The sequence below is a fragment of the Streptomyces sp. NPDC002602 genome, assembly GCF_042889445.1.
Classification (GTDB): Bacteria; Actinomycetota; Actinomycetes; order Streptomycetales; family Streptomycetaceae; genus Streptomyces.
This window is the reverse complement of record NZ_JBIAQX010000010.1, coordinates 205,070-231,699: the sequence shown is the minus strand read 5'-3', so window position 1 is coordinate 231,699 and position 26,630 is coordinate 205,070. Positions and strand designations below refer to the sequence as shown.

Sequence of the window (26,630 nt, the reverse complement as noted above, 5' to 3'; positions counted from 1 at the left end):
ACCCGCGGGCCCGCGCCCGGCCTTCCCCACGGCAATTTTCGAACGTTCTGAGGTGACCGACATGTTTGCTGCCTGCCCTGACATCCCCATCGTGGTGCTTCCCGCGAACAACCTGGTGCGGGCCGCCGCCCGACCCGCCGAGCGGGTCGAGACGGCCCTGACCGCCGCGATCGAGCAGCTGACGCGCCTGCACGCCGCACTGCTCGACCCGCAGGGGGCGAGCCCGGCCGCGACGGCGGCCATGGACGCGGCGGTGGAGGGCGTCGGCCGGCTCGCCGCCGAGGCCCGCGTCGCCCCCCTGGACGCCGCGGCGCTGACGCCGATCGTCCCCAACCACGAGTACTTCGGGGTCAGGACGGCGCCGATCGACGACGCCCGCCTCGTCTGCGAGGTGACGACGATCGTCGCTCGGGCGCTCACCGACCTGCGCGTGGCCCGGCTCGACCTCAACGACCAGGCCGCGGTGGTCCTGGCGATGGTCCGGATCCTGCGCGGGCTGCTCGCGGCCGACGGCTCCCCCGCCGCGCCGTCCGCGACCGGCGAGGACGCGGCGGAGGCCGGCGCCCCGTACGCCGTGGGCTCGGACGAGCTGACCCGATGGGTCATCACCCACCACTTCTACTTCGTCCTGAACCTCGCGGCGGCCGACGCCGTCTCGCGGGCGATCACCGCCCTGAAGGCGCTGGACCGCGACACGGCGCTCGCCGCCGTGGAGGAGGCCATCGTCCTCGTGCGCGGTTTCACCGCGGCGATGTTGCACTCCGGGGACATGTCGGCGGCCTGCTACGGCGCCGTGGTGCGGCCCACCATGGCCGCGCCCGCCTGCCCGGTCGCGCTCACCGGCCGTACCCAGCCCGAACACAAGGCCTTCCGCAAGGCCATGCGGAACCTGATCAAGGTGTCCGCGGAGCCGTTCGCGAAGCTGGCCGCGGCCGATCCGGAACTGGCCGCCGCGCGCGACGCGTTGCTGGAGGCCGACCTCCAGGACATCGAGAAGCACGTCATCATCACCGCCAAGCTCGTCGGCGACGACCGCTCGATCGTGCAGGGCGAGGACTCCGAGAGCGCGATCGCCGTACTGCGCACGATGCGGCACGCCCGCGCGGAGTCGTACCGCGACCTGATGCGGTTCGGCGACACGGTCACCCTCATCGGGGGCTGACGCATGGTTCCCACGACACCGCTCCCCCTGGAAGGTTCCGAGATGGCTCCGCGCATCGCCCTGCTGGGCGGCCGACCGAGTGTGTTGAAGTCCGCGTCCGACCTCGGTTGCGAGGTGGTGCTGATCCAGACCCCGGGCGTGTACGACCCGGAGGCCGCCGCCGCGTACTGCGTACAGGTCGTCGACACTCCGCTCGTCGACCAGGAGGCGGCGGTCGCCGCCGGTCGCAAGGTGTTCGCCGAGCAGCCGGTGGTGCGGTTCTTCTCGCCCGCCGAGCTGGGTCTGGTCGCCGCCGCCCGGTTGAACGAGGAGTTCGGTCTCGGCGGCAACTCGGTGGAGACCGTCCGGCTGCTCAAGGACAAGGCCGCGATGCGCGGGCGGCTGGCCGAGGTGGGGCTGTCCCCCGTCCGCTTCCGCGTCGTGGAGAGCGAGGCGGAGCTGCTGGAGTTCGTCACCGAACTCGACGGCCCGGTGATGATCAAGCCGCTGGACTACGGCGGCAGCCGCGACGTCCACCGGGTCGACGGGCCCGACCGGGTCCCGGAGATCTGGCGGAAGGTCGAGGCGGTCGGGCGCGGCCGCATGCTGGCCGAGGAGTTCCTGTCCGGTCACGAGGTCAGCGTCGAGGGCTTCTCGCTGGACGGCGTCCACACGGTCGTCGCGGTGACGGACAAGCTGCTGGGCGAGGGCGGATCCGGGTTCATCGAGGCCGGCCACTCCGTCCCGGCCCGGGTGGACGAGGCGACCCGGCAGGGAATCGTGGACCTGACGGGGCGGCTGCTCGACGCGGTCGGCCTGATCGAAGGGCCCTCGCACACCGAGATCATGATCACCGAGGCGGGTCTGCGGATCATCGAGTCGCACAACCGTGCGGGTGGCGACAACATCCCCGAACTGGTGCGCCTCGCCTACGGCGTGGACCTGGTCCGGGCCGCGGTGGCGGTGCCGCTCGGCCTGGAGGAGTGGGATCCCGAGGTCCCCGAGGCCACCGCGGGCTCGGCGATCAGGTTCCTGCTCGCCGAGCCGGGCACCGTGACCGACGTCGAGGTGCCGAGCGAGGTGGAGGAGGGCGTCACCCTCGCCGTCCAGGCCGTGCCCGGGACCGTGGTGCCCCCGCTCACCTGGTCCGTGGACCGGGTCTGCGGCCATGTGATCGCCGTCGGCGCCGATGCCGCCGAGGCCGTCGCCCGCTGCGAGAAGACGGTCGCCGCCGTCGAGATCAGGACCAGGCCGGTCGGCTGACGCGGCTCCGTCACACGTCCACATCCACAGCTGAGGTAAGTAATGAGTGGTGACACCGTTCCCCGTACGGTCGTGATCGTCGACGCGTATGCGAGCGCACGCTGCCTGGCGCCGCTGTTCCGGGCCCGGGGCTACGCCTGCGTCCACGTCCAGAGCACTCCCACGATTCCGCCCGCGTACGAACGGAGCTTCCGACCGGAGGACTTCGTCGTCAACATCGTCCACGACGGGAACGTCTCCCGGACGGCCGCGGCCATCGCCGCGCACGCCCCCAAGGCGCTGGTGCCCGGTGTGGAGCGGGCCGTCGTCCTCGCCGACCGGCTGAACGAGGAACTCGGCCTGCCGGGCAACGGGACCGCGCTGAGCGCGGCCCGCCGCGACAAGTACCGCATGATCGAGACGGTCAGGGAGGCCGGAGTCCCCGGCACCGACCAGGTGCTGGCCGCCGACATCGACACCCTGCTGCGGTGGTACGAGAAGGCCGACGGCCGTGTGGTGCTCAAGCCGGTGAGCAGCGCGGGCAGCGACGGCGTCCACTTCTGCGACACCGTCGAAGAGGTGCGGGCCGCGTTCGACGCCCTGCTCGGCAGCACGAGCGCGCTGGACCAGGACAATCACGCGGTGCTGGCGCAGGAGTACCTCGTCGGCAACGAGTACATCGTGAACACGGTGAGCCTGGACGGCCGGCACTACGTCAGCGACATCTGGAAGATGCACCACCTCAGCGCGAACGGCGTGCGCGACCTGCCGGCCGGCGCCGAGCTGATGACACGTCACGGCGAGGAACAGGAACAGCTGGTGGAACACACGCTGCTGGTCCTCGACGCCCTGGGCATCCGCAACGGCCCTGCGCACACCGAGCTGAAGCTGACGCCCCGGGGCCCGCGGCTGGTCGAGACGGGCACCCGCGTCTGCGGGGCCGACGTGCACGTACCGGTCGAGGCGGCCATCGGCGAGAGCCAGTTGGACTGGACCGTCGACGCGTGCGTCGATCCCGAGCGGTTCGCGCGGCGGTGGGAGAGCGGCTACGAGCTGAACCGGCACGCCCGGGTCGTCAACATGGTCTCGCCGGCCGAGGGCGAGCTCGTCGGCTATCCGAGAATGGCCGAACTGCGGGCGCTGGAGAGCTTCCACGACGTACTGTTCCGCGTCACCCCCGGCAACCCCGTCTTCCGGTCCGTCGACGACTGGACGTTCCCGCTGCGGGTGTACCTGCTGCACGAGACCGCGAGCACCGTGGCCCGTGACGCGCTGACCGCGCGGTACATGGACGGGGATGGCTTCTACGACATCGGCTGAGACGTCTTGGCCGGCGGTCCCCTCCCGCCACCGCACCCCACTTTTGGAGATCCATGTCCTTCCTGCGCCCTCGGTTTCCCGGTGAGCGCGCCCTGGCTGCCGGGATCGCGATCGACGCGACCGGCAACGGGATGTACGTCCCGTTCAGCCTGGTGTTCTTCCTCCACGTCACCGGATTGCCGCTGGCGCTGATCGGCCTGGTGCTCACCGTCACCGGGCTGATCGGCATCGCCGCGCTGCCGGTGGCGGGCATCGCCGTCGACCGCTTCGGCGCGCGGAGGGTGCAACTCTTCCTGTACGTCCTGCGCGGGCTCAGTTTCGCCTGCTTCCCGCTCGCCCACTCGCTGCCCGCCTTCGCCGCGGTGGCGATGCTGGCCGCGATCGGCACCCGGGCCTTCCCCGCCGCCCTCCAGGCCAGGATCGGGGAACTCGTCGACGGCGAGAACCGGGACCGGATGCAGGCGCTCAGCCGCAGCCTCGGCAACGCCGGACTGGGCATCGGCACCCTGATCGCCTCGCTGCTCATCGCCACGTCGGGGGACTCCGGCTACATCGCCGCCGCCTTCCTGAACGCGGCGAGCTTCCTCGTCGCGGCGGTGTTGGCCGCGCGTACGCCGATCACCCCGCCGGCCGCCCGGGCCCGGGCCGACAAGAGCGGCGGGTACCGGCTGGTCGCCAAGGACCGACCGTTCCTGACGCTGACCCTCGCGAACCTGCTGGTGGCGTTCGGCTACACCTCGCTCAGCGTGTTGTTGCCGGTGTACGCCGTCGACTGGCTGCACCTGCCCCAGGGGCTCACCGGTGTCGCGTTCGTGGTCAACACCGCGCTCTGTGCCACGGTCTCCGTGCCGGTCGCCGCGTTCGCCCGGCGCCGCTTCACGACCCGTACCCGGGCGGCGGCGGCCGGGGCGGCGCTGTTCGGGACCGGTTTCATCGGGCAGATCGTGCTCGGCACGCTGCGCCCGGAGAACGTGCGGGTGCTGTTGGCCGGGCTGCTGGCGGCCGTGATCGTCATGACGGTGGGCGAGATGGTGCACAGCACCTTCTCGGGCTCGCTGGCCCAGGCCGCGGCGCCGGAGGCGCTGCGCGGGCGGTACCTCGCCGGGTACCAGCTGTCCTGGTCCCTGGCGTACGCCCTCGCACCGACCCTGTTCACCGCCCTGATCACCCTCGACGGCCGGCTGCCCTGGGTGCTGGTCGCGTCCACGACCCTGCTGGGCGCGGGCCTCCTCCTGCGCGTCGAGCGCTCCCTGCGCCCGGAGGTCGTCGCCTTCCCCGCGCCGCCCGTCGAGAGCAAGGCCGCCGCCGCGAGCCGGTGACCGCCGGACCGGCCCCGGCACGACCGATCGGCGTGCGCCGGTCGTCACCCGACAACCAATCGACCCACATCGCACAGAAGTCAGAAAGAGGTTCGCATGGATCGCGTCGCCTTGACCGAGGAGTACCTGGCCGAGCTGGCCGGCGGCAACCTGAAGACGAGCGAGCTGCTGGGAGGGCTGCCGCAGAACAAGATCCTCAACAGCGACAAGCCCAACGGCATGGGCTCGTGGCTTTCGCGGCCCCTGTTCCTCGGCCGCGAGGAGCACACCCGGCTCGCGGGTGACCTGGACAACCTGCTGAACGCCCTGTCCAGCCTCCCCGACCGCCTCTTCGGCGGGGACTTCGCGGCGTTCGCGAGCGCGGGCGGCCTGAACGAGGTGCAGGTCGCCGCCGTCATGCGCAACCGGGGCGCGCGGATGACCCGCCAGACCCGGGCGGACCTGATCTGCGACGAGGCCGGCTTCAAGCTGCTGGAGTTGAACATCGGCAGCGCGGTCGGCGGCATGGACAACGTGGACGTGTGCCGCGAGCTGCTCGCGCACCCGGTGCTCGCGGAGTTCGCCGAGCGGCACGGGCTCACCTTCATGGACTCGCTGCGCGAGCAGGTCAACAACATCCTGGTGGAGAGCGGGTTCGCCCCGGGAGACCGCCCGGTGGTCGCGCTGACGGAGTGGCCGAGCGTCTTCGAGGACGAGATCCCGTACATGACGCAACTGTGCGAGCGCTGGGGCGAACTGGGCCTGGACGCCTCCCCCTGCCACCTCGGGCAGTTGGAGGTGCGCGACGGTCGGGTGTGGCTCGGCGAGAAGCCGGTGGACATCATCGTGCGCACGTTCCTGATCCGGGACCTGCTGACTCCCGGGGCGGAGGAGCTCACCGCGCCGGTGTTCGACGCGGCGAACCGGGGCGAGGTCAAGATCTTCACCCCGCTGGACACCACGGCGTACGCCAGCAAGGGCGCCCTCGCGATGCTGTCGGACGAGGAGAACCGCGGGCTGTTCAGCGCCGAGGAGCTGGCCAGTCTGGACCGCATCCTGCCGTGGACGCGGATGGTGCGGCCGGGTCTGGTGACCCTGGAGAACGGTGAGCGCGTCGACCTCGTCTCCTACGCCGTGGAGCACCAGGCGGACCTGGTGCTGAAGCCGACCTCGCTGTCCGGCGGCAAGGGGGTCGTACTCGGCTGGTCCGACGACCTGACGCCCGAGCAGTGGCGGGAGCAGGTCGCCCTGGCGCTGGAGAGCCCGTACGTCATCCAGCGCAGGATCCGCTCCGTCCTGGAGTCGGTGCCCGTGGACGAGGACGGCACGCTGGGTCGGTTCCGGCCGGTGTGGGGCGTGGTCACGGGGGTCAACGGCTTCACCGGCGCCAGTGTCCGGGCCATCCCGGAAGCCGCCGGGGACGTGGTGGTGAACGTGGTGAACGGGGCGCACGTGGGCGGAGTGCTGCACCAGACGGCCGAGTCCGGCGCCTGACCCGGCCCATCGGCTCCGTCGGCCCCCGGCTCCGTGGTGACACGGTGTCGGGGGGCCTTCGCGTGCGGTGGGACCGGTCGGTCGGGCCCCGCTCTCGGGGCGTCAGTCGGGGTCGGGGAAGAGGGTGTGCGGGCTGAGCAGGTGGTCGGGGTCCAGGGCCGCCTTCACGGAACGCATGACGGCGATGTCCGCGGCGGACCGGGTGAGGTGCAGGTGGCGGGACTTGGCCCGGCCGATCCCGTGCTCGGCGCTGATGCTCCCGCCGGCCGCGGCGACGCGGCCGAGCACGGCCTCGGTGACCGCCTCCTCGTCGTCCGGCGCGACCTCGAGGAGGTTGACGTGCACATTGCCCTCGGCCAGATGGCCGAAAAGGTACGGCGTGGCCCGCCCGGCGAGCAGGGCGGGCAGCTCGGCGGCGAACGCGGGGAGATCGGCGAGGGGGACGGTGACGTCCAGTTTCAGCGGGATCCCGGCGGCGTTCAGGGACTCGGTGTGTCGTTCGCGGTATGCGGCGAGCCGGCGGCTGTCGGAGGCCGTCCGGGCGACGGCCACCTCCCGTGCGGGCGCCTTCTCCAGTACCTCGGCGAGTTCCTCGGCCGGGTCGCGCCGGCCCGCGCACTCGACCAGCAGGTAGACGGGGTGGGTGGTGCGGAAGGGGGCGGCCAGTCCGCTCTTGTCCAGGACGAGGGCCAGGCCATCGGCCGTGAAGAACTCGACCAGTTCGAGGGATTCGAGCCGGCGCAGGTCCGTCAGGAGGGTGACGGCGGCGGCGAGGGAGTCGAGGGCGAGCAGGGCGGTGACCCGTCGGGGCAGGTGCGGGACCAGTGCGAGTCGGGCCCGGGTGACGACGGCCAGGGTGCCCTCGCTGCCGACCAGCAGGCCGGTGAGGTCGTAGCCGGTGTTGTCCTTGGGCAGACCCGCCAGCCGGTCCAGGACGCTGCCGTCGGCCAGGACCGCCTCCACTCCGACGACGTTGGCGCGCGTGGTGCCGTACAGCACGACGCGTTCGCCGCCCGCGTTGGTGGCGATCATGCCGCCCAGGGTGGCCGAGTCCCGGGAGGCCAGGTCGACCCCGAACTCCAGCTCCCGCGGGGCGAGGTGCCGCCGCAGCGCGGCGAGCGGGACGCCCGCGCCGACCGTGACCCGGCGCGCGGCCACGTCGATCGGGCCGAGTTCGGTGAGGCGGCGCGTCGAGAGGACGACCTCCGTTCCGGATGGGTCGGGGACCGAGCCGCCGACCAGCCCGGTGTTGCCGCCCTGCGGGACGATCGGGGCGCCGGCGGCGTGGCACAGTCGCACCACCTCGGCGACCTGGGCGGTGTCGGCGGGGCGCACCACCAGCCGGGACCGGCCGACCCAGCGGCCGGTGAAGTCGCTCTCGTGGGAGGCGCGCAGCGACGGGTCGGTCAGCACGTGGGCGTCCCCGACCACGGCCGAGAGGTGGGTGGCGAGCGGGTCGGGTTCCATGGGGGGTCGGTGGGTCCTCTCGGTCCTGGGGTGTTCGCCGGTCAGGTGGGGGCGCCCGCGAGGATGGACTCCCCGACGGAGGTACGGGCGTAGAGCACCGAGCGGCCGGCCCGGTGGGCGCTGACCAGGCCCGCGTCGCGCAGCGCCGTGAGGTACTGGGACACCCCGGCCGTGGATATGCCCGTGCGGTGGGCCAGTTCGGTGGTGGACGCCGGGGCGTCCAGCTCGGTCAGCAGCAGGGTCCGTGAGCGGCCGAGCACGGCGGCGATGGCCTCGGTCCGGGCGACCGGGCGGGACTCCCACAGCGGGCCGATCCCCCGTGCGGGGTAGGCGAGTTGGGGCGGGTCGGGCAGTCTCACCCGGGTCAGGACGCGGGGTCCGGCGAAGGCCGAGGGGACCAACAGCAGGCCCGCGCCCGCCGTCTTGCGGGACAGGGTCCGCTGCCGGCGGACCATGCGCAACCCGTTGTCGACCCAACTCAGCGAGACGTGCAGTTCGTTGAAGAGGCGCCCGGCGCCGTGCTCGGCGACCTGCCGGGCGCGGTGGAAGACGTCGGCTTCGAGCACGGTCCGGATCCGGGCCCAGTAGGGGGCGAGCGCCAGTTCCCAGTACGCCTCGATCTCCTCGCCGACGCGCGCCAGTTGGGGCCTCGGCTCGGCGTACAGGGCCCGCAACCGGGGCCCGCGCGAGCTCATGTGCTTCTCCAGGTGATCGAGGTCCTGGCGGACCCGCTCGTCCGGTTCCTCCCGGATCGCGGCCAGTTCCTCGGCGAGGGTGGGCGCCGCGCCGGGGGGCGCGGGGGTGAGGAAGTCGGGGAGGTAGCGCGCGGGCGGGATCAGCTCGGCGAGCCAGCCGCGGTCCAGACCCGCCGCCTCGACGCGCGGTCGCACCTGTTCGACCCAGGGCCCGTGCACGGGGTGCGTGAGACCCGTTCGGAGCAGCCGGAAGCTGGTGACGACCTCCCACATCGGCGAGACGGCGAACCGCATCTGCGCCAGGTCACTTGCCGAGAACGTCAGTTCCGCCACGACAACCACCCCATGGATTCAGGCATTTCTTAATCAATGGCCTTCAGCGTACAGCGGCGGGAGGATCCGGCACATGCTCTCCACCTTCAGTGGGCTGCCCCGCACAGCCTGGATCGTCTTCGCGGGCACGATCGTCAACCGGCTCGGCTTCATGGTCACCCCCTTCCTGGTCTACTACCTGGGATCGCGCGGGATCAGCACCTCCGACGTCCCCTACGTGCTGGGGGCGCTGGGGGCCGGCAACCTGGTCGGCCCGCTCCTCGGCGGTTTCCTGGCCGACCGCAGCGGCCGGCGCGCGACGATGGTCATCGGTCTGGTGGGCGTCGCCGCCTCGCACGGCCTGCTGTTCGTCGCCCCGAACCTGCTGAGCCTCATGCTCACGGCCGCGCTCCTGAGCGTCACCGGCAGCCTCGTCGGTCCGGCCGCCTCCGCGCTGGTCGCGGACGCGGTCGACAAGGACCGGCGCCGGGCCGCGTTCTCGCTGGTCCACTGGGCGGTGAACATCGGTACCGCGGGCGCCGGCATGCTCGGCGGATTCCTGGCCACCAAGGGGTACTGGCTGCTGTTCACGGTGGACGCGGCGACCTCGCTCGTCTACGCGGTGATCGCGGCCACGATGCTGCCCCGGGGCACCGGCCCGAAGGCGGCCGGTCCCAAGGCCGGCGCCGGCGGGGCCGGTTACGGCGTGGTCTACCGGGACCGTCTGATGCGGGCCCTGCTGCCGCTGTTCGCCACCTCCGTCGCGATCTACTGCCTGATCGAGGCGAGCCTGCCGCTCGCCATCCGCGACGACGGCCTCTCCCCCACCGTCCTCGGCCTGATGTTCGCGCTCAACGCCGCGCTGGTCGTCATATTGCAGCCGATCGCGACGGCCGTGCTCGCCGACGTGAAGCCACTCCCGGTGTACGTGTCCGCCAGCGTCCTGGTCGCCCTCGGCGTCGCGCTGACCGGTGTCGCCGACACCCCCTGGGCGTACGCCGGTACGGTGGCCCTGTGGTCCCTCGGCGAGGCGTCCCTCGGGGGCCTGCACTCGTCGATCATCCAGAGCATCGCCCCGGAGGACGCGCGGGCCCGCTACCAGGGAGCCTTCCAGTGGTCCTGCGGCATCGCCCGGTTCACCGCGCTGACCGCCGGCACCGCGGTCTACGCCCACGCCGGTCCCGCCGTCCTCTGGTGGATCGCCGCCGTGGCGGGCGTGGCCGCCTCCCTCACGGTCGGCGCCCTCGGCCCCATGATCAACCGCCGGCACACCGCCATCGAACAGGCCGCCGCGTCGGACTCCGCGCCCGTCGCCGGCTGAACCACCGAAAAGGAACGGCAATGCCTGAAGCACAACCGAGGAAGAGGGTCGTCCACCGCGGACGGGTCCTGCGGACCGAGCGGATCGCACCCGCGATGGTCCGGATCGTCCTGCACGGCGAAGGACTCCGGGAGTTCAGCGCCGGGCGGTTCACCGACCACTACGTCAAGATGCACTTCCCGCCGCCGGGCGTGGAGTACGCGGACCCCACCGACATCCCCGCGATCCGCCGCGACCACCCGAGGGAGGAATGGCCGCGCACCAGGACGTACAGCGTGCGCGACTGGGACGCCGAGACCGGGCGGCTGACCATCGACTTCGTGGTCCACGGCACCGCCGGAGTGGCGGGCCCCTGGGCGGCGGCGGCCCGACCGGGCGACGAGGTGGTCTTCTCGGGCCCGGGCGGCGGCTACGCCCCGGACGCCGGCGCCGACTGGCACCTGCTCGCCGGGGACGAGAGCGCCCTGCCGGCCATCGCGGCGGCCCTGGAGGCGATGCCCGAGGACGCCGTCGTACGGGCGTTCGTCGAGGTGGACGGCCCCGCGGACGAGCAGCCGCTCGCCTCGCCGGCCCGGGTGGAGACGACCTGGCTGCACCGCGGGGCGCGCCCCGTCGGCGAGGCGCTGGTCGAGGCGGTGACCGGGCTGGAGTTCCCCGCCGGATCGCCGCAGGTCTTCGTGCACGGCGAGGCGCACTTCGTCCGGGAACTCCGCCGGTACCTGCGGATCGACCGCGGCCTTCCGCCCGCTTCGCTGTCGGTGTCCGGCTACTGGCGCAGGGGCGCGGACGAGGAGGCGTGGCAGGCCACCAAGGGCGAGTGGAACAGCGATCCCGTGCCCGCCGCCGGCTGACCGGCCGCGCCACCGCCCTCGGGGGCGACCCCGGTCGCCGGCCGCGTCATCGGCCGGCCGGGGTCGCTCGTGTCGCGTCCGGCGGGCGCTCACGTCCCGAGCGGACCGGTTGGCGTAGTGTGCCCGAGGGGTTTCCGGCGGCGGTGCCCGGTCGGATTCAGGAGTGGGATCACACGGTGCGGGCGGGCGAACAGGGGCACGGCGCCTCCGGGGCGAGCGGGGCGGCGAAGGCGGACGACTGGGCGGCGGACCTCCACGCCCTGTGGTGCGCCGCCGTCGAGGTCCTGGACGTCACCGCTCTGGCCGACCGGCTGTACCGGGTGCTGCGTGACCAGCCCGGGGTCGTGACGGTCGTCGGCGCGCGCTGGAACGGCGACCGGATCCGTTACGTGCGGTACCTGTCCGCCGGCGACGCCGCGCCGTCCATCGCGGACCCGACCGACCGGGAGTCCACCGACCCGGCCCCCGGCCCCGCCCCCGGCGCCAGCGGCGGCGGCACACCGAACGGGAGGCCGGTCCTTCGCGCGTACGACCCGGCTCGGGACACGACGGCGGACCCGAGGACGCTCGGCGTGCTGCGCGCGGCCGGCGCCGCCACGGCGTTGGAGTGCGGGTTCGCCCTGGACACGGGCGACCGGGCGACGTTGACGGTCGGGCTCTCTCCCGGCGTGGACGCCGACGCGACGCTGCCGGCCAGGCTGGTCCAGGTGTGCGAGGTCCTCGTGGCCAGCAACCGGCGGATCCTGGAGGAGCACCGCCACGAGCGGCGGCAGGTCAGTGACGCCTTCCTCGCCGAGGCGTCCCTTCAGATGGACAGCAATCTGGACGTGCAGGAGACACTCGGGCGGGTGGCCCGGCTGGCCGTCCCGGCGCTCGCCGAGGGCTGCATGATCCATCTGTCGGGGCCGGGCGACCGGCTGGTGCCCAGCGCGTCCGCGCACGTCGCCGCGGTGGAACAGGCCTGGATCGCCGACACCGCGCGGCACGACCCCTGGCTCGCCGACCTCCTCGGGGTCGTCCGGCGCCGGCGTGACGGCGTGGTGCTCGGCGGCCAGGAGTTGGCGGGCGGACCCTTCGGCGTCGGAGCCCGGGGGGCGGGCCGCTCCGTGGGAGCGGTCAGCGTCAGTCCGCTGCGGGCGCGCGGCCGTGTGCTCGGCACGATCACCTTCCTCTACCGGCGTGACGACGGGACGGTCGACGTACGGCTGTTGGACGACCTGGCCGATCGGGCCGCACTGGCCATCGACACCAGCACGCTGTACGAACAGCGCCGCAGCCACGTGCAGTCGTTGCAACGGCACCTGCTGCCGCAGGCCCTTCCCGAGGTCGACGGCCTGCGACTGAGCGCGTCGTACGAGGTGTCGGACGGCATGCTCGACGTGGGGGGCGACTTCTACGACGCGGTGGTCACGGCCGACGGAGTGGCCCTGATCATCGGCGACGTGTGCGGCCGCGGGGCGGAGGCCGCGGCGCTCACCGGTCTCGCACGGCACACGCTCAGGACGTTGCTGGAGGACGGCGCGGATCCGGGGAGCGCGCTGTCGCGGCTGAACCGCTCCCTGATCAGGGAGGGGACGTCCCGGTTCGTGACCGCGGCCGTGGCCGTGCTGCGGCGCGGTCCCGCCGGGTACGTGGCCTCGGTGGCCGGCGCCGGGCATCCGTACCCCCTGGTGCGGCGGTCGAACGGGACCGTGGAGGAGGTGCACGTCGCGGGGATGCTCCTCGGGGTGACGCCGTCGGTCACGTACGCGGCGGTGGACGTGGCGTTGGGCCCCGGGGACGGCCTTGTACTGTTCACCGACGGTCTGACGGAGGCTCGGAACGCCGAGGGGGCGTTCTTCGAGGGCTTCCTGGCGGACGCGGTGGCACGGTCCGGGGAGGGTGACCCGGGAGCGTCGGCCGCGCGGTTGACGGCCGAGGCCAAGCGATTTCGTACGAGCGGCGCCGACGACACCGCGGTGTTGACGGCGCGTGTGGAAGAAGGCGCATGAACCAGGCAGAGGACGCAGTCCAGCCCATCGACCGTGCGCTGGTCCTGGTGATCGAGGACTCGCAGGAGGACGCGGAGGCCATCGAGCGGGCCCTGGGGCGTTCCCACCCCGATCTGACGCTGGACTTCAGGGACCGCGGGGACGGGGTCGTGGAGGAGCTGCTGGACGCCGACCGGCTGCCCGGGCTGATCCTGCTGGACCTCAACATGCCGGGATTGAGCGGCCACGCGGTGTTGGGCGCGATCCGCGCGCAGCCGTCGCTGGGCCGGGTGCCCGTGGTCGTGTTCACCTCGTCGACGGCGCCCACCGAGGTGGACGCCAGTTACGCGGCCGGCGCGGACAGCTACATCTACAAGCCGGTCAACTTCGAGCTGTTCCGTACGGTCCTCAAGGGCGCGGTGGACTACTGGCAGGACCGACCGGTCACTCCGGCCGACCCGGAGTGACATCGGCGGCGGGCGCGCCGAGGGTGAACAGGAAGGTGGTCCCCTCGCCGGGGGCGCTCTCCAGCCACAGCCGTCCGCCGTGGCGTTCGACGACGCGTTTGACGACGGCGAGGCCGACCCCGGTGCCGCCGCCGTGCTCCGACGGTCCGTGCAGGCGGCGGAACAGGTCGAACACCTCGTCGTGACGGTCGGGCGGGATGCCGATGCCGTTGTCCGCGACGGTGATCGTCTGCTCGGCGCGGTCGGATCCCGGGGGTGTGGCGTCGACGACGGAGACTTCGACGCGGCGTTCCCGCCGGTCGGGGTCCGCGTACTTCGCGGCGTTCACCAGGAGGTTGACCAGGATGTCGGTGACCCGGTCGGGGTCGGCGTCCAGGGTGGGGAGGGAGACGGGCCGCACGAGGTGGACGTGCTGTTCCGCCAGGCGGGGGCCGGCGATCTCCATGGCGGCGTCGAGGACGGCGTCGAGGTCGGTGCGGGCGCGGCGCAGGCCCGAGCGGCCGAGCCGCGCGTAGTGCAGGAGCGAGTTCAGGAGTTCGTCCATGCGGCCGGTGAGCCGGTGCATGGTGTGGAGCCGGCGCACGGTCTGCTCGTCAAGGGTCGGGCCGGCGTCCTCCAGGATGAAGGTGGCGGCGTTCGAGATGCCCCGCAGGGGCTCCTTCAGGTCGTGCGCGGCGACGTGCGCGAAGGAGTCCAGGTCGATGTTGGTCATGCGCAGCTCTTCGTTGAGCAGCCCGAGCGCGGTGGCGTGGCGCAGGACCAGGCCGGTCAGGAGTTGCCTCAGCTCGCGGGCCACGGCGAGGTCGACCGGGGTCCAGGGCAGGCTTCGACCACGTACGGTCGCCCGGAACACGGCGCCGGATCCTCGGGGGGTGAGGCGTTCACCGCGCGGGCCGGTGCGGACCGGGGTCGCGGGGTCGGCGGCCCACTGGCGGGGCAGGGGCCGTTCGTGGCGGGTCCACGCGATGAAGTCACCGTCCCCGAGCGGGATCATCAGTACCCCGGCCGGGGTGGCGCCGTCCGCCGGGTCGCGTTCCTGCGAGCCCAGTTCCTCGGGGAGGCGGTCGGTGGCCCAGACGGTGCCCGGGGTGAGTTCGGACGCCCGGCGCGCGAGGTGGTCCGTGACGTCCGGGTGCGGGGTGGTTCCCGTGGTCTTTCCGCCGCGGGAGACGAGGAGTCCGTCGGCGCCCAGCAGGCCTTCCAGGGCGGCGCGGTGCTCGGGCAGTTCGTCCGCCGACGCCGGGGCGAGGAAGTGCGCGGCCCGGGTCAGTTCCCGGCGGGCCGACTCCAGGGAGCGGGCCTGCTCGCGTTCCTCGACGACGTCGAGCCGGAGCGAGAACGCCGACCCGAACAGCTCGCAGGCGGAGCGCAGTTCCGGCCCCAGGACCGCGGGCGTACCGCCGTGGCAGGCGATCAGGCCCCACAGCCGGCCGTCCCGGACGACCGACACGGACATGGAGGACCGCACCCCGATGTTGCGCAGGTACTCCAGGTGGAAGCCGGACACGGTGCGCAGCGCGGATCCGGAGAGGTCCAGCGGCCGTCCGGTGGCCGCCCGTACCTCGGGGACCAGGCGCGCGGAGTCGTCCTCGACGTCGCAGATGACCCTGATCCAGTTCTCCAGGTAGAGCCGGCGGGCCTGCGGGGGGATGTCGGTGGCGGGGAACCAGAGTCCGAGCCAGGGTTCCCAGCCGGGTGCCAGGGCCTCGGCGACCACCTCTCCGGGGCCGTCGTCGCCGTCGAACCGGTACGCGACCACCCGGTCGAAGCCGGTGAGTCGCCGCATCTCGCGCACCGCGATGTCACAGCACTCCGTCACCGAGCCGGCCGACCGCAGGCGGGCGAGCGCGCGGCGCACTCCCTGGTAGAAGACCGTGAAGTCGAAGGGTCCGGTGGCGTCGCGGGGTTCCAGTTCGAGGACGAGCAGGCCGTCGCGGCGGTGCGCCGACAGGTCGAAGTTCCGGTCCCGGCCGTCGACCGCGATGACCACCGGCAGGATGCTCGCGGGTCCGCCTTGACCCTCGGTGCTCTCCAGGGCTTCCCGGAAGTCCTCCCGCGACACGATCCCGGTCACCGGGGTGCCGACGAGCGGTTCGGGCGGCAGGCCCAGCAGGGCGGCGAGGTTGTCCGAGGCGACCTCGATCCGGCCGTCGGCCGGGTCCACGGCGAGCAGGGCGCCGTGGGACTGGACGCCGCCGAGGAGGTGGATCGGCTCGCGTACGCACTGCTCCAGGTCGAAGCCTCCCGGTGCGGCGCGCTCCGCCTCCTCGTTGCGGCGGGACAGCCACTCGCGTTCCACTTCGACACCCCTCGGTCTTCTGCACGGTCGTGAGGAGCCTGCCACACGTGCCGTGGTGTGCGCGGGCGGCCCGTCCGTCCGCGCACACGACGGCGGGGCCCGCCCCCGGGTGGGGCGGGCCCCGCGGGCCGTGTGGGTCGTCGCCGCGAACGCGGCGCCGTACGGGTCAGGAGGAGGCGACCTGCCAGATGAAGCAGTCGGCGACCTTGCGCGGTTCCTGGTCGAGCAGGGCGGTGAGCGTGCCGCGCAGTTCGGGGGCGCGCTCCTGGGTCACGGGGAGGACGATCAGACCGGCCTTCCAGTGGGCGAGGTCCGCTCGTGCCTGCTCCCGCATCGGCGGGGGGATCTCGGAGGGGCCGTCCGCGCCCCAGCGGACGTCGCGCAGCAGGTCGGACAGCATGCGCGGCTTCGCGCCGTAGATCCCGACGCGGTCGGGGCCGTCCGGGCCGTTGAAGTAGCCGCCGGCCAGCTTGAAGCCGAAGCCGGTACCGCTCTGCCAGCGCAGCGCGGCCGCGGAGCCGGGGTCGGGGAGCGGCACGGGGACGAGGGAGCGGCCGTCCTCCAGGTAGTCCTTGTAGTGGCCCTCGGCGATGAACGCCGGCACGGGCTCGCGGTCCGCGGTGACGAGCGGGAGCGGCAGGATCGGCACGAGCGCCGCCGCCACGGCCAGGTATCCGACGACGCGGTGCTCGCGGGCCCGCAGGCCCCCGATCCGGTCGAGGGCCAGGGCGATCAGCATGCCGAAGACCGGCGCGCACACCATGGCCACCCGGCCCTCGATGACCGATTCGAGCAGGGGCAGGTGCCGCAGCAGCGCCCAGGGGGCGGGCAGGGTGACGTCGAACTTCTCGATCCTCACCTGGGGGCCGAGGGAGAGCACGGCCGCGGCGAGGGCGGTGAGGCCGAGGGCGCGGACGGCGGGCCGGCGCCACAGCCACAGGGTGATCCCGGCGGCCAGGGCGATCAGCGGCCAGCCGTAGAAGGCGTTCTGCTCGGTGGTGTTCAGCGAGAGCCTGCCGGCCGTCTCGGCGTCGCCGAACAGCGAGCGGGCCGAGTACTCGGCCAGGGCGCCGAGCGGGTTGCCGGCGCCGCCCTCGCCGTGCAGCACGGAGTGGTAGCTCTGCGGCCCGAAGAACTGCCAGGCCAAGGGGAAGGCGACCAGGGGCACGGAGACGATCGCGGCGAGGGTCAGTCCCTCGCCCAGCGGGCGGACGGCCGCGCGGGCGCTCTCGCGGTCGTACAGCGCGAAGACGAGGGCGAAGATCATCATGCCCATCGCCGCCAGCAGGAACGGCTCCTCGCCCAGGAAGACCTGGTAGGCGGAGAACAGTCCCAGCAGGATGCCGTCGCGGACGACGTTCCTGCCCTCGCAGAGCCGCAGGGCCCGGTCGATGATGACCGGGATCATGAAGAGGACGACGAAATTCGGATGCGCGTTCGCGTGCGAGACCATCGGCGGCGCGAAGGCCGCCAGGGCCCCGCCGACGGCCGCGGCCCAGCGTTTCTCCGTGAGCCGCCTGTGGATCAACCAGTACCAGGCCCAGGCCGTGCCGGCGATGCCGAGGGTGAACACCAGGGCGAGGGTGATGGTGGGACCGAAGAGCAGCGTGACGGGGGTGAGCGGCACGGACAGGCCGAGCATCACCGTGTTCCCCATCAGGTTCACGCCGTCGGGCATGTTCTGGAAGTCGGTGAACAGGGGGTTGCGCAGGTGCGCGACATTGTCCGCGGTGACCCCGAAGAACCATTCCCACTGGTTCTGGTCCTGGAGGGAATGGGCCAGGATCGCCCCGTCCGGATCCGCCCACAGGCCCTTGTAGAGGAAGAACGCGGCGAAGAGGTACAGCGCGGCCACGAGGATGCCGTGGGCGTTGAGACGGACCAGTTCGCCGAGGGTGCGCGCGTAGTCCGGGAAGCGGACCTTGGAACCGTCCTGGTGTGCCCAGCGGACGGGTACCTCGGCCACCGGCCACCCCTTGCGTCGGAAGTACTGGAGGATCTCCACGTCGATGGCCCAGCCGTCGAGCCGGGAGGCGCCGAAGGCGGCGCGGGCCTGGTCACCGTCGAACAGCTTGAATCCGCATTGGGTGTCGCGGATGCCGCGGACGGCCACCAGCCGGATGACCCGGTTGCCGGTCCAGCCGAGCACCTCGCGCAGCGCGCTCTGCTGCCGCTCCACGGTGGAGTCGCGGTGGGCGCGCGAGCCGATGGCGGCGGCGAGCCGCGGGTCGTCGGCCAGCGTCTTCTCCAGACCGGCCAGTTCCTCCATCGGGGTCGACAGGTCCGCGTCCATGACCAGGACCCGCCGGCCCAGCGAGGTCGCCACGCCGAGGCGCAGCGCGCTGCCCTTGCCCTTGTTCTCCTCGGACCGCACGAGCCGGATCCGGTGCTCCCGCACACCGGCCTTCAGCGCGATGGCGGTGGTCCGGTCCGGGGAGCCGTCGTCGACGACGATGACCTCCCAGTCCTCCGGGCCGCTGCCGACGTGAGCGTCGAGGTAGGCCCGGACCACCTCCAGAGTCGGAGCGAGCCGCTCCTCCTCCAGGTAGGCCGGGATGACCACGGACAGGCCGACGGACCCCGGTCCCTGGTCGACGGGTTGACCCGTGATGGTCGCACCACGAGGCCTGAGTCTGTCGTTCTGCACGTGCAAGCCATTCGTCGAGTTGTCCCGTTCCACCGGGAGATGCACGGCGACCGCGCGGGTGACGGATCCGAAGCCACTGCGTGCGTCCGCCGCGGAGACGGCGCGGGGAATGGCCCTCGGACCACGCCGACCGTTCCGATCTTCATGACGGTGCCGGGTCTACCCCGCGGTGTGACGCATCGTCCCCCCTCGGAGCGACCCCGGCTGTCTGTTCTTCGCAGCGGAACGGGCGGACAGCCCGACCAATATAGATCAGCCCTCGCAGGGGCCACCGACGCATGGCGGCCTTCGGGTGCCGGTGCGCCGTCGGCGCGCCGGGGCGGCGCCCCGCGCGGGCCGGGCGCCCCCGCGCCCGGCCGAGGGCCGGGCGGGCCGAGCCGGGAGGCATTTCTCACGGCTCGGCCCGCCCGGCGACGGCGGCGACGGGGTTCCGGCGGGGCGACGGCTCAGGCGAGCCCGTCCGGGGACTGCTGTCCGCGCCTGCGGTCCACGACCGCCGGCAGTTTGCCGCTCGTCGGCGTGCGGAAGAGGGCGGCCCCGTCGACCGCCTCGACCGTGAAGTCGAGCAGCTTCTCCTCGACCGCCGAGCGCACCTCCGGGTAGGCGGCGAGGAAGGCCTCGCGCGCCGTGTCCGGGTCGAGCGCGTGGGACCGCTCCATCCGCAGGGTGATTCCCTCGCGGGTGGGCCCGCTCGTCAGGACGGTCTGCATCTCGCCGGCGTGGCCCAGGTGCTCCGCCGCGATGGAGACGAAGCGGCGGTGGTTGAGGAAGTACGTCGCCACGCGCATCACCTCGCCGAGCCGGCCGAGCAGTTCGAAGCGGGGGGCGTGGCTGCCGCAGGGGCAGCGGCCGGGCAGCGCGCGGCCGAGGTCGCCTATGACGTACCGGTCCAGGTGCTGGCCGCGGCGAGCTCGGGTGGTGAAGACGAGGCGGCCGGTCTCCCCCGGTGTCACCGGGCGGTCGGTGTCGACCTCGACGATCTCCAGGGTGTGGAGGTCGGCGTGGAGGTGGTGGACTCCGCCGGTGCCGTGTGTGCACTGGTAGCCGAGGGGGCCGAGGTCGGTGCTGCCGTAGGTGATGGAGTGGACGACCTCGATGCCGAACGTCTCGGTGAGGACGCGGCGCTGTTCGTCGGTGAAGTGCTCGCCCCCGTAGTAGATCTTGCGGAGGCCGCCGTAGGAGCGCAGGAGGTCGGCTTCCTCGTGCAGGAGCTGCCAGAGGTAGGAGGGCATCCCGAAGAGGGTGTCGACCTCGTACGCGACGATCATCTCCGCGGTGGCGCGGTGGTCGGGGCCGGCGGCCATCGGCATCTGGACGCCGCCCAGGCGCTCCAGGATGGAGAAGAAGCTGATGAACCCGCCGTACATGCCGCCGCAGTAGAAGAGGTTGGCGGTGCGGTCGCGCGCCGGGTCGTAGCCGGCGGCGAGCAGACCGCGGGCGGCGGCCCGCATCTGCGTGTCGTAGTCCTCGTACGTGAAGAGCGACAGGGCGGGCGCGCCGGTGCTGCCCCCGCTGCGGAAGTACAGCTCGGCGTCGGCGCGGTCGACGCCGCGGTTGAGGTCGCGGACGTCGTTCTTGTCGAGCAGCGGCCCGGCGGGGCGGGGGAAGTCGACCGGGCGGGCGAGGTCGTCGAGGCAGGCGGTGGCGGCGAAGCGTTCGTCGGCCTGGACCGAGACGCGGCGGCTGTAGCGCTGGAGGGCGTAGACGCCGTCGTGCGGTTCCCCGGAGTAGCCGGCGGTCATGGCGCCGACGGGTGTGACCCGGGTGGCTCCGGCGGCCAGGACCAGGGTGGAGAGTTCGGCGATGTCGGTGCGGCTGCCGGCGAGGCCCGCGGTCTGGAGGTAGCGGCGCATGGGGCGCAGCGTCGCCATGAGGTGCTTGCGGGGCAGCGGCTTGACCCAGACGCTGCGGTGCAGCGGGGAGGCGGTGAGCGCCGGGCGGATGTCGGCCATGACGCGCCAGGTGCCGTCGGGGGCGGCGAGGACGCGGGTGAAACCGAGGTGTTCCTCCAGGCGGGCGAGGTGCTCGGTGGTGGTCAGCTCCGCGTACTCGGCCGGGTCGAGTTCCTCGTCGGCGGGCGCGGGTCGGGCGGCGAGGGCCGCGGCGAGCCGGTCGCAGAACGCGTGGAGTTCCCCGGTGTCCTCGGTGTCGAGGTAGACGACCTGGGGGCTGGAGCAGGCCTGCTGCTCGAAGAGGCAGACGTCCTCGGCCAGCGCGTCCAGGGTCGCCTCGTCGGCCCAGGCGTCCCGCGTGAGGTAGGCGAAGGAGATCTTGTGTCCCCATTCGACGAGCCGGCAGCCGGCCGGGACGTGGGCGGCGACGCCCGCCACGGCGGACTCGCCGCCCCAGACCGCGACGGCGTCGGCGGGGGCGCACATCAGGCGCAGCCAGTCCTGGCGGGAGGAGGGGAAGCGCAGCACGATGACGCGTTCGGCGAGGGCGCCGGTCGGGTCGAGCGCGACGAGCTCGGCGAGGAGGTGCGGGGCGAGGAGGGTGTCGGTGCTGCTGGTCTTGAGGACGTTCACGTTGCCCGCGAGGAGGCCCTCGACCAGGCTGAGGGGGGCGACGGTGGCGGCGTTGCCCGGGGCGATGTGGGCGACCAGGCCGACGGGCGCCCAGGCCTCGTACACCGTCTCCTTGGCGTCGGGGCGGTTCAGTCGCTGCGGGGCGGCGCCGCCCAGTTCGCGGCGGAGTTTGCGGGTGAGGGCGCCCCGGTCGAGGAAGGCCGCGAGTTCGGCGTACAGCGTGTCGGCGTCCTCGGCGTCGCCCGCGGGCAGGTGGGGGGCCAGCCGGTCCCGGACGGGGTGGTCGGGGTCGCGCAGGGCCGCCGCGAGGGCGTCGCAGGCGGCCAGGACGGTCTCGGTGTCGAGGGGCTCGGCGAGCGCGGCCTCGACGGCGGCGGGCAGCGCGGCCAGCCGCTCGGCGGCCTCGTCGTCGCCGATGAAGGCGCCCTGCCAGTAGTGCTGGTTGATGGTGTCGGTCATGACATTCCCTTCATCAGTTCGGCGGCGGCCACGGCACAGCTGCGGTTGCGGCTGACTCCGGCGCGACCGTGGATGGTGAACCACGGGGTGGTCAGCTCGCAGCCGCACTCCTCGCCCGGGTGCAGCGAGGCGAGGTCGCCCATGACGACGCTCTGTGCCGGTACGGAGGTGATGTACGGGGACACCAGGTGGAGGTAGCCGCGTTCGCCGTACGGGAGGGGCTCCAGGGTGCGGGTGGAGCGGATGAACACGCGGGACCAGACGGGCGCGTGGAGGTTGTGGTGCGAGCACTCGATGTACGGGATGCAGTGCTCGACCGAGCCGAAGGTGTCCCGGATCCGCTCGGACGGCACGCCCAACTGTTCGGTGACCCGGGCGTACAGCTCGTCCTTGCCGATCCGGCGGTCGGCGTGGCCCTTCCAGCCGCCTCCGAGGATGATCAGGGAACCCTCGGGCAGGCGCAGCGGCTCCAGCCCCATGGCACGCATCCGTTCCAGGGTGAACCAGAGGAACGCGGGGAAGCCGAGGATGCGGACCGGGACGTCGTCCTCGGCGAAGCGGCGCAGCGCGGCGACGCAGCCGAAGGGGTCGAACTCGTGTCCGTTGCCGGTGTCGCGCAGGGCGTACTCGACCTGTCGGGCCGGGGCGAAGTCGCACAGGTAGTTGTCGGTGAACGAGGTGCCCAGGTTGAGGTCGCGGGCGGGCTCGTAGCTGTAGAGGAGGTAGTTGACCGGCTGGTCGGGGGTGATCCAGCCGTTGTGGTCGAAGATGCGGGCGACCATGCGCTGCGCGGAGCGGATCGTCCACTCGTCGAAGAACATCTGCGACTTCTGTCCGGTGGTGCCGGAGGAGGTCAGGTGCAGGTGGACGTCGTCACGGGGGATGGAGAGGACCTCGTGGCGCTTGAAGAAGTTCGCGTGCACCAGGGGCGCCTCGTACGGGACGTCGTGCGCGGCCGCGTCCTGGAGGTCGCGGAAGAACGGGGACCGCTCCCGGTGCCAGGCGTTGATCTCCGCCATGGCCGCGGTGAACAGTTCCTCCTCGGCGGGACCGCCGGCGTAGGGGTCGGTCAGGTCGCAGAGTTCCTGCAGTCGGGCGAGGGCGGCGGCGTCGGGGACGTCGACGGGGGCGAGATGGGGCTTGGAGCCAGTCATGGGGCGACCTCACGGGAGGGCAGATGCGCCGACGCCCAGGCCGACACATAGGAATCGAGGAAGGGTTGGAGCGGCGGGTCGACGACCACGCCGCGGAAGTCGATGTGCTCGGTGGTGCGGGACATCACCACGTAGTCGTGGAAGCCGTCCCCGTCCCGGCGCATGGCCGGGTACACGGCCCCGGCGATGAAGCCCTGGGCGGCGAAGGCGGACAGCGCGGCGTGCTGTTCGAGGGGGACGAGCGCCTCGACGTAGCCGGCGCCCGCGCGGGTGAGGGTACGGGTGACCGGCTCCAGCCACCCCGCGGCGGCGGTCGGGTCGGGGTGGGCGGCGACCAGGGCGCAGTAGCCCCCGGTGCGGTTGAGGTAGGCGTACACCTCGAAGTCGCCGTCGGCGGGGGTGAGCAGGATGTTCGGGGTGTGCAGCGGGTAGAACCAGCGGCCCCCGTCGGGGAAGTGCGCGTGGAAGCGGCGGCGGACGAACGCGGGTGCCTCGATCACTTCCAGGGGCGCGGCGGCGGGCCCGGCGGGCAGTGGCGTCGGCGCCGTGGGCCGGGCGTCCGCGTAGCTGATGCCGAGGCTCGCCCCGGCGGTGCGCAGGAGCGGCGTCAGGAGGGCGGGCACCTCCGCGACGGGGACCCGGCGGTCCAACACCCCCGGCGAGTGACGCGCGTAGAGCGCGAGGCTTTCCCGGCTGCCGAGGTCGACGGCGTTGGGCAGGATGCCCAGCGGGCGGAACCCGTGCCGGGCGACGACCCGTTGGGGTCCGGCGCTGACGGTGCGGACGGTGGCGTACACCGAGTCGAGGGTCCCGGCGTCGAGGGTGGCGGAGCACAGGGCCTCGGTCAGCCGCCCGGCGAGCCCCGAGCCGCGCTGGTCCGGGTGGACGGCGAGCCCTTCGAGGCGGCCGATGCGGGTGCCGGCCTCGCCGTGGATCGCGGCCGATCCGGCGAGGGCGCCGGTACGGGGGCAGCGGGCGACGAGCCAGAGGGTGTGCGGGTCGCGGATGAGCCGGGACATCTCGGCGGGGTCGGTGCCCAACGCCGTGGGGTAGTGCGGTCCGTAGACGGCGTAGTACAGCTGGCGCAGGTCGGCGATGTCCGTCGGCGCGGCCTGCTCGATGACGGCGCTCATCGGGTGCCTCCGGCGGGGGTCGCGGAAGCCGGGGCCGCGTGTACGGCGGACGTGGCGGCGGGCTCGGTGACGGGCGCGTCGGCGGGCCGGGCGTCGGATGCGTCGGCGGCTTCGGCCTCGGGGGCGTCCGCGGGCCGGCTCTCGGGTGCGTCGGCGGGCAGGGCGTCGGGGGCGTCCGCCGTGCGGTAGCGCCGGGGCAGCAGGAGCAGGGCGAGGGCGGCGGGCACCAGGCCGGCCGCCTGGATCAGGCACAGGGTCCGTGCGGAGAGGTGGTCGCCCAGCAGCCCGAACAGCAGCGAGGCGACCGGGAAGGTCGCTCCGAGCACGGCCTGCATGACCGCGAAGAAGGCCGGCTTGTCGGCGGCCGGGACCAGGCGCTGGAACAGGGCCACGAAGCGGACGCCGATCACCCCGACGCACCAGCCCGTCACCAGGAGGGCGCCCGCGATGACGGGCCGGGCCGCGATCAGGCCGGGGACGGCGAGGGCGAGAGCCATCGCGCCCAGGCAGGCGGAGCCGACCACGGTGGGACGGCCGGGCACCCGGGCGCCGGTGAAGGAGCCGATGAGGGTGCCCAGGCCGAGGGACGCCTCCAGGAGGGACACGGTGGCGCCGTCGCCGTGCAGGACCGTGGCGGTGTAGAGCGGCATGACGACGAAGACGGCGGTGGTGAAGAGGTTGGCCGCGGTGAAGCAGAGCAGGATGGCGCGGACGTACGGCAGTCGGCCCAGGATCCGCCGCAGTGTCCGCCGCGGGGCGGGGTCGGCGGCGGCCTTTTCGGCGTCGGCGTCGACATCGGCATCCGCGTTGCCGGAGGGCCCCTCGGTGGAAGCCGGGGTGCCGTAGGCCGGGGTGCGGAAGCGGACGGTCGTGATGAGCACCGCCGCCGTGCCGTAGGCGACGGCGCAGCCCGCCGCGAGGCCGGCCACGCCGGCCACGTCCACGACGAGTGCGCCGAGCAGGGCTCCACCCAGGCTCGCGAGCGACTGGGTGGACAGTTCGAAGCCGGTCGCCGCCTCGATGTCCTCGTCGTCGACGAGTTCGGGCACGGAAGTGGTCAGGCACGGGTCGAAGAAGGCCTGGCAGGTCGCCAGGGCCAGGGCAGCCGCGTAGACCGCGACGACCGGCAGGTCGCTCGCGGCGGCCCAGCCGGCGAGCACCGCGGCGGCCGTCCCCGCGCCGGCGGCCGCGCCGCGCAGCAGCGAGCGGTGGGAGCGGCGGGCGATGGCGCGGGCCACGAGCGGGGCCAGGGCCACGGCGGGCAGGGTGCTGAGGGCCATGAGCATGCCGGCGGCGAACCCGCCGTCGCCGGAGGCGACATGGCCGATGAGCCACCAGGAGGTGCCGACCTGGAACATGCGCGTCCCGGCCTGGGTGAGCACCTGGCCCAGCCACACGGTCCCGAAGGCGCGGTTGCGCAGGACGAGCGGGGGTCGGCGGCCGGGGACCGGCGTCGGGGTGCTCATGTGGTCGGCCTCTCGTCGAGGACGCGGACGAGCTTGCCGGAGCGCGTGTTGACGACGAGGTCGCGGTGACGGGTCCACTCGACGCCGAGGGGGTGGACGAATCCCGTGGCGACGCTGTCGGGGTAGAGCGGCCGGGCGGTGTTCAGTCCCTCGACGACCGCCTTGGCCAGGACCTCCAGTGTGCCCGGGTCGTGTTCGGGGGCGGTGGCCAGGCGCAGGATCAGACCGTCGCGCCCCTCCCAGCGGCGGACGACGAGTTGTGTACCCGTGACGAGGCCCTCGGTGTCCGCTTCGGCGACGGCGTTCGTGGCGTCGTCCCAGTACAGGGAGACGGGCCCGACGCGTACGCCTTCCTCGGCGCGGCCCAGGATGCGGAAGGCCCCGCCTTCGGCGTCGGTCCATTCGGCGCGGTCGCCGGCGGGGTAGCGGATGACGGGCATGAGGCTGCGGAACAGTTGCGTGACGACGACGCGGCCGGGCCGGCCCGCCTCGCGGATCGGTTCGCCGGTCGTCTCGTCGAGGATCTCCACGACGGTGTGCGGGGTGAAGGGCCGGTGCGTGCGCGTGTCCGGGCCGGCGACGGGCCTGCCGAGGAGGCCGCCGTCGACGCTGGCGTAGCCGAGCGAGCGGGGTTCGGCGTTGGGGAAGGCGCCCGCGAGGAGGCGGCGCTGGTCGGAGAAGAGCGCCTCGCCCCCGAAGAACAGGAGTTCCACCTGCGGGAGTCGGCGGCCCGTCGACGTCAGGTGCTCGGCGAGCCGGCACAGGGTGGTCGGCGTGCCGGCGACGACGTGGGCGCCGAAGTCCTGGAGGGCGGAGACCGTCGACTCCAGGGGCGCTCCGCCGCCGATGGGCAGGCGCACGTTGGACACGGGGGCGTGGGCGAGCGAGTCGAGGACGAACAGGAAACTCGCGTAGAGCTCACCCGCGTAGAACAGGTCGGCCACCCGGTGACCGGGCCGCAGACCCGCGTCGACGAGGCCGGCGCCGAACGCCGTGACGAACTCGCTCCACTCCTCCCGGGTGTAGCAGGAGAAGCGCGGGGTGCCGGTGGTGCCGCCCGTCTTGTACACGACGGCCTCCGCCAGGGGGGCCGTCAGGACCCGGTTGTCGTGCAGGGTATTGGCGGCCCAGAACGCGTTCTGATCCACCACGGGCAGATCGGTGAGGTCGTTCACCTCGGGCGGCAGGTCTGCGTAGAGGTCGGCGTAGAAAGGGGAGCAGTCTCGGGCGAAACGCACGAGGTCTGAAAACCGCTGGACGGGCATGCTGCCTTTACCTGGAAGACGAAGTTGAAAGGGAGAGGAAACAGGCGGCTTCCACGGCGCGACGGTCCCCCGACCTCATCTGTTGACTAGTCAACAATGCACGT

At 73.0% G+C, this 26,630-nt stretch carries 18 protein-coding genes; 9 read left to right on the top strand and 9 right to left on the bottom strand.

The window, feature by feature from the left end; translation table 11 throughout:
* Positions 1-61: 61 nt before the first annotated feature.
* The 5 genes from ACFYW3_RS25250 to ACFYW3_RS25230 all read left to right on the top strand — a co-directional run bounded on the left by ACFYW3_RS25250 (position 62) and on the right by ACFYW3_RS25230 (position 6,495).
* On the top strand, positions 62-1,162 hold the full coding sequence (locus tag ACFYW3_RS25250) for a hypothetical protein (protein WP_389387432.1): 1,101 nt from the start codon (positions 62-64) through the stop codon (positions 1,160-1,162).
* 42 nt (positions 1,163-1,204) lie between these two features.
* The gene (locus ACFYW3_RS25245) at positions 1,205-2,404 is read left to right on the top strand and encodes an ATP-grasp domain-containing protein (protein WP_389387403.1); all 1,200 of its coding nucleotides are present in this window, start codon (positions 1,205-1,207) and stop codon (positions 2,402-2,404) included.
* Between the two features lie 42 nt (positions 2,405-2,446).
* Positions 2,447-3,703, top strand: a complete 1,257-nt coding sequence (locus ACFYW3_RS25240) for an ATP-grasp domain-containing protein (RefSeq protein ID WP_351756317.1) — start codon at positions 2,447-2,449, stop codon at positions 3,701-3,703.
* A gap of 53 nt (positions 3,704-3,756) precedes the next feature.
* Positions 3,757-5,022, top strand: a complete 1,266-nt coding sequence (locus ACFYW3_RS25235) for an MFS transporter (protein ID WP_351756314.1) — start codon at positions 3,757-3,759, stop codon at positions 5,020-5,022.
* A gap of 96 nt (positions 5,023-5,118) precedes the next feature.
* Complete coding sequence (locus ACFYW3_RS25230) at positions 5,119-6,495, top strand: hypothetical protein (RefSeq protein WP_351756311.1); 1,377 nt, start codon at positions 5,119-5,121, stop codon at positions 6,493-6,495.
* A gap of 102 nt (positions 6,496-6,597) precedes the next feature.
* On the opposite strand, the gene ACFYW3_RS25225 is transcribed toward ACFYW3_RS25230, so the two are convergent.
* Together ACFYW3_RS25225 and ACFYW3_RS25220 are read right to left on the bottom strand one after the other, a co-directional pair.
* Positions 6,598-7,962, bottom strand: a complete 1,365-nt coding sequence (locus ACFYW3_RS25225) for an FAD-binding oxidoreductase (protein WP_389387402.1) — start codon at positions 7,960-7,962, stop codon at positions 6,598-6,600.
* Between the two features lie 41 nt (positions 7,963-8,003).
* A complete protein-coding gene (locus ACFYW3_RS25220) occupies positions 8,004-8,981 on the bottom strand; it encodes an ArsR family transcriptional regulator (RefSeq protein ID WP_389387431.1) in 978 nt (325 codons plus the stop codon).
* A gap of 82 nt (positions 8,982-9,063) precedes the next feature.
* Between ACFYW3_RS25220 and ACFYW3_RS25215 the strand changes: the two genes are divergently transcribed.
* From ACFYW3_RS25215 to ACFYW3_RS25200, 4 genes are all read left to right on the top strand, one after another.
* Complete coding sequence (locus ACFYW3_RS25215; RefSeq protein WP_351756306.1) at positions 9,064-10,290, top strand: MFS transporter; 1,227 nt, start codon at positions 9,064-9,066, stop codon at positions 10,288-10,290.
* Between the two features lie 20 nt (positions 10,291-10,310).
* Positions 10,311-11,141, top strand: a complete 831-nt coding sequence (locus tag ACFYW3_RS25210) for a siderophore-interacting protein (RefSeq protein WP_351756304.1) — start codon at positions 10,311-10,313, stop codon at positions 11,139-11,141.
* Between the two features lie 143 nt (positions 11,142-11,284).
* Positions 11,285-13,132: a PP2C family protein-serine/threonine phosphatase gene (locus ACFYW3_RS25205; RefSeq protein WP_389387401.1), complete on the top strand. Its 1,848-nt coding sequence runs from the start codon at positions 11,285-11,287 to the stop codon at positions 13,130-13,132.
* The gene (locus tag ACFYW3_RS25200) at positions 13,129-13,578 is read left to right on the top strand and encodes a response regulator (RefSeq protein ID WP_351756299.1); all 450 of its coding nucleotides are present in this window, start codon (positions 13,129-13,131) and stop codon (positions 13,576-13,578) included. The genes ACFYW3_RS25205 and ACFYW3_RS25200 overlap by 4 nt, the downstream gene beginning before the upstream one ends.
* Here ACFYW3_RS25200 and ACFYW3_RS25195 read toward each other — a convergent pair.
* The 7 genes from ACFYW3_RS25195 to ACFYW3_RS25165 form a co-directional block, all read right to left on the bottom strand.
* Positions 13,556-15,877 carry an ATP-binding protein gene (locus ACFYW3_RS25195; protein WP_389387400.1) on the bottom strand — a complete coding sequence of 774 codons (2,322 nt, stop codon included), beginning with the start codon at positions 15,875-15,877 and terminating at the stop codon, positions 13,556-13,558. The genes ACFYW3_RS25200 and ACFYW3_RS25195 overlap by 23 nt on opposite strands.
* A 166-nt stretch (positions 15,878-16,043) precedes the next feature.
* Complete coding sequence (locus ACFYW3_RS25190) at positions 16,044-18,524, bottom strand: dolichyl-phosphate beta-glucosyltransferase (RefSeq protein WP_389387399.1); 2,481 nt, start codon at positions 18,522-18,524, stop codon at positions 16,044-16,046.
* A 446-nt stretch (positions 18,525-18,970) separates the two neighbouring features.
* The gene (locus tag ACFYW3_RS25185; RefSeq protein ID WP_389387398.1) at positions 18,971-21,508 is read right to left on the bottom strand and encodes an acyl-CoA reductase; all 2,538 of its coding nucleotides are present in this window, start codon (positions 21,506-21,508) and stop codon (positions 18,971-18,973) included.
* A complete protein-coding gene (locus ACFYW3_RS25180) occupies positions 21,505-22,662 on the bottom strand; it encodes an acyl-protein synthase (protein ID WP_351760191.1) in 1,158 nt (385 codons plus the stop codon). The genes ACFYW3_RS25185 and ACFYW3_RS25180 overlap by 4 nt, the downstream gene beginning before the upstream one ends.
* Positions 22,659-23,795, bottom strand: a complete 1,137-nt coding sequence (locus ACFYW3_RS25175; protein ID WP_351760194.1) for a GNAT family N-acetyltransferase — start codon at positions 23,793-23,795, stop codon at positions 22,659-22,661. Before ACFYW3_RS25175 ends, ACFYW3_RS25180 begins: the two co-directional genes overlap by 4 nt.
* On the bottom strand, positions 23,792-25,261 hold the full coding sequence (locus ACFYW3_RS25170; protein ID WP_389387397.1) for an MFS transporter: 1,470 nt from the start codon (positions 25,259-25,261) through the stop codon (positions 23,792-23,794). Before ACFYW3_RS25170 ends, ACFYW3_RS25175 begins: the two co-directional genes overlap by 4 nt.
* Complete coding sequence (locus tag ACFYW3_RS25165; protein ID WP_389387396.1) at positions 25,258-26,526, bottom strand: phenylacetate--CoA ligase family protein; 1,269 nt, start codon at positions 26,524-26,526, stop codon at positions 25,258-25,260. Before ACFYW3_RS25165 ends, ACFYW3_RS25170 begins: the two co-directional genes overlap by 4 nt.
* Positions 26,527-26,630: the final 104 nt, after the last annotated feature.

Coding starts and splice junctions, on each gene's coding strand:
- ACFYW3_RS25210 (WP_351756304.1), top strand. CDS start 10,311: ATGCCTGAAGCACAACCGAGGAAGAGGGTCGTCCACCGCGGACGGGTC.
- ACFYW3_RS25250 (WP_389387432.1), top strand. CDS start 62: ATGTTTGCTGCCTGCCCTGACATCCCCATCGTGGTGCTTCCCGCGAAC.
- ACFYW3_RS25245 (WP_389387403.1), top strand. CDS start 1,205: ATGGCTCCGCGCATCGCCCTGCTGGGCGGCCGACCGAGTGTGTTGAAG.
- ACFYW3_RS25165 (WP_389387396.1), bottom strand. CDS start 26,526: ATGCCCGTCCAGCGGTTTTCAGACCTCGTGCGTTTCGCCCGAGACTGC.
- ACFYW3_RS25200 (WP_351756299.1), top strand. CDS start 13,129: ATGAACCAGGCAGAGGACGCAGTCCAGCCCATCGACCGTGCGCTGGTC.
- ACFYW3_RS25225 (WP_389387402.1), bottom strand. CDS start 7,962: ATGGAACCCGACCCGCTCGCCACCCACCTCTCGGCCGTGGTCGGGGAC.
- ACFYW3_RS25230 (WP_351756311.1), top strand. CDS start 5,119: ATGGATCGCGTCGCCTTGACCGAGGAGTACCTGGCCGAGCTGGCCGGC.
- ACFYW3_RS25180 (WP_351760191.1), bottom strand. CDS start 22,662: ATGACTGGCTCCAAGCCCCATCTCGCCCCCGTCGACGTCCCCGACGCC.
- ACFYW3_RS25235 (WP_351756314.1), top strand. CDS start 3,757: ATGTCCTTCCTGCGCCCTCGGTTTCCCGGTGAGCGCGCCCTGGCTGCC.
- ACFYW3_RS25175 (WP_351760194.1), bottom strand. CDS start 23,795: ATGAGCGCCGTCATCGAGCAGGCCGCGCCGACGGACATCGCCGACCTG.
- ACFYW3_RS25170 (WP_389387397.1), bottom strand. CDS start 25,261: ATGAGCACCCCGACGCCGGTCCCCGGCCGCCGACCCCCGCTCGTCCTG.
- ACFYW3_RS25240 (WP_351756317.1), top strand. CDS start 2,447: ATGAGTGGTGACACCGTTCCCCGTACGGTCGTGATCGTCGACGCGTAT.
- ACFYW3_RS25185 (WP_389387398.1), bottom strand. CDS start 21,508: ATGACCGACACCATCAACCAGCACTACTGGCAGGGCGCCTTCATCGGC.
- ACFYW3_RS25215 (WP_351756306.1), top strand. CDS start 9,064: ATGCTCTCCACCTTCAGTGGGCTGCCCCGCACAGCCTGGATCGTCTTC.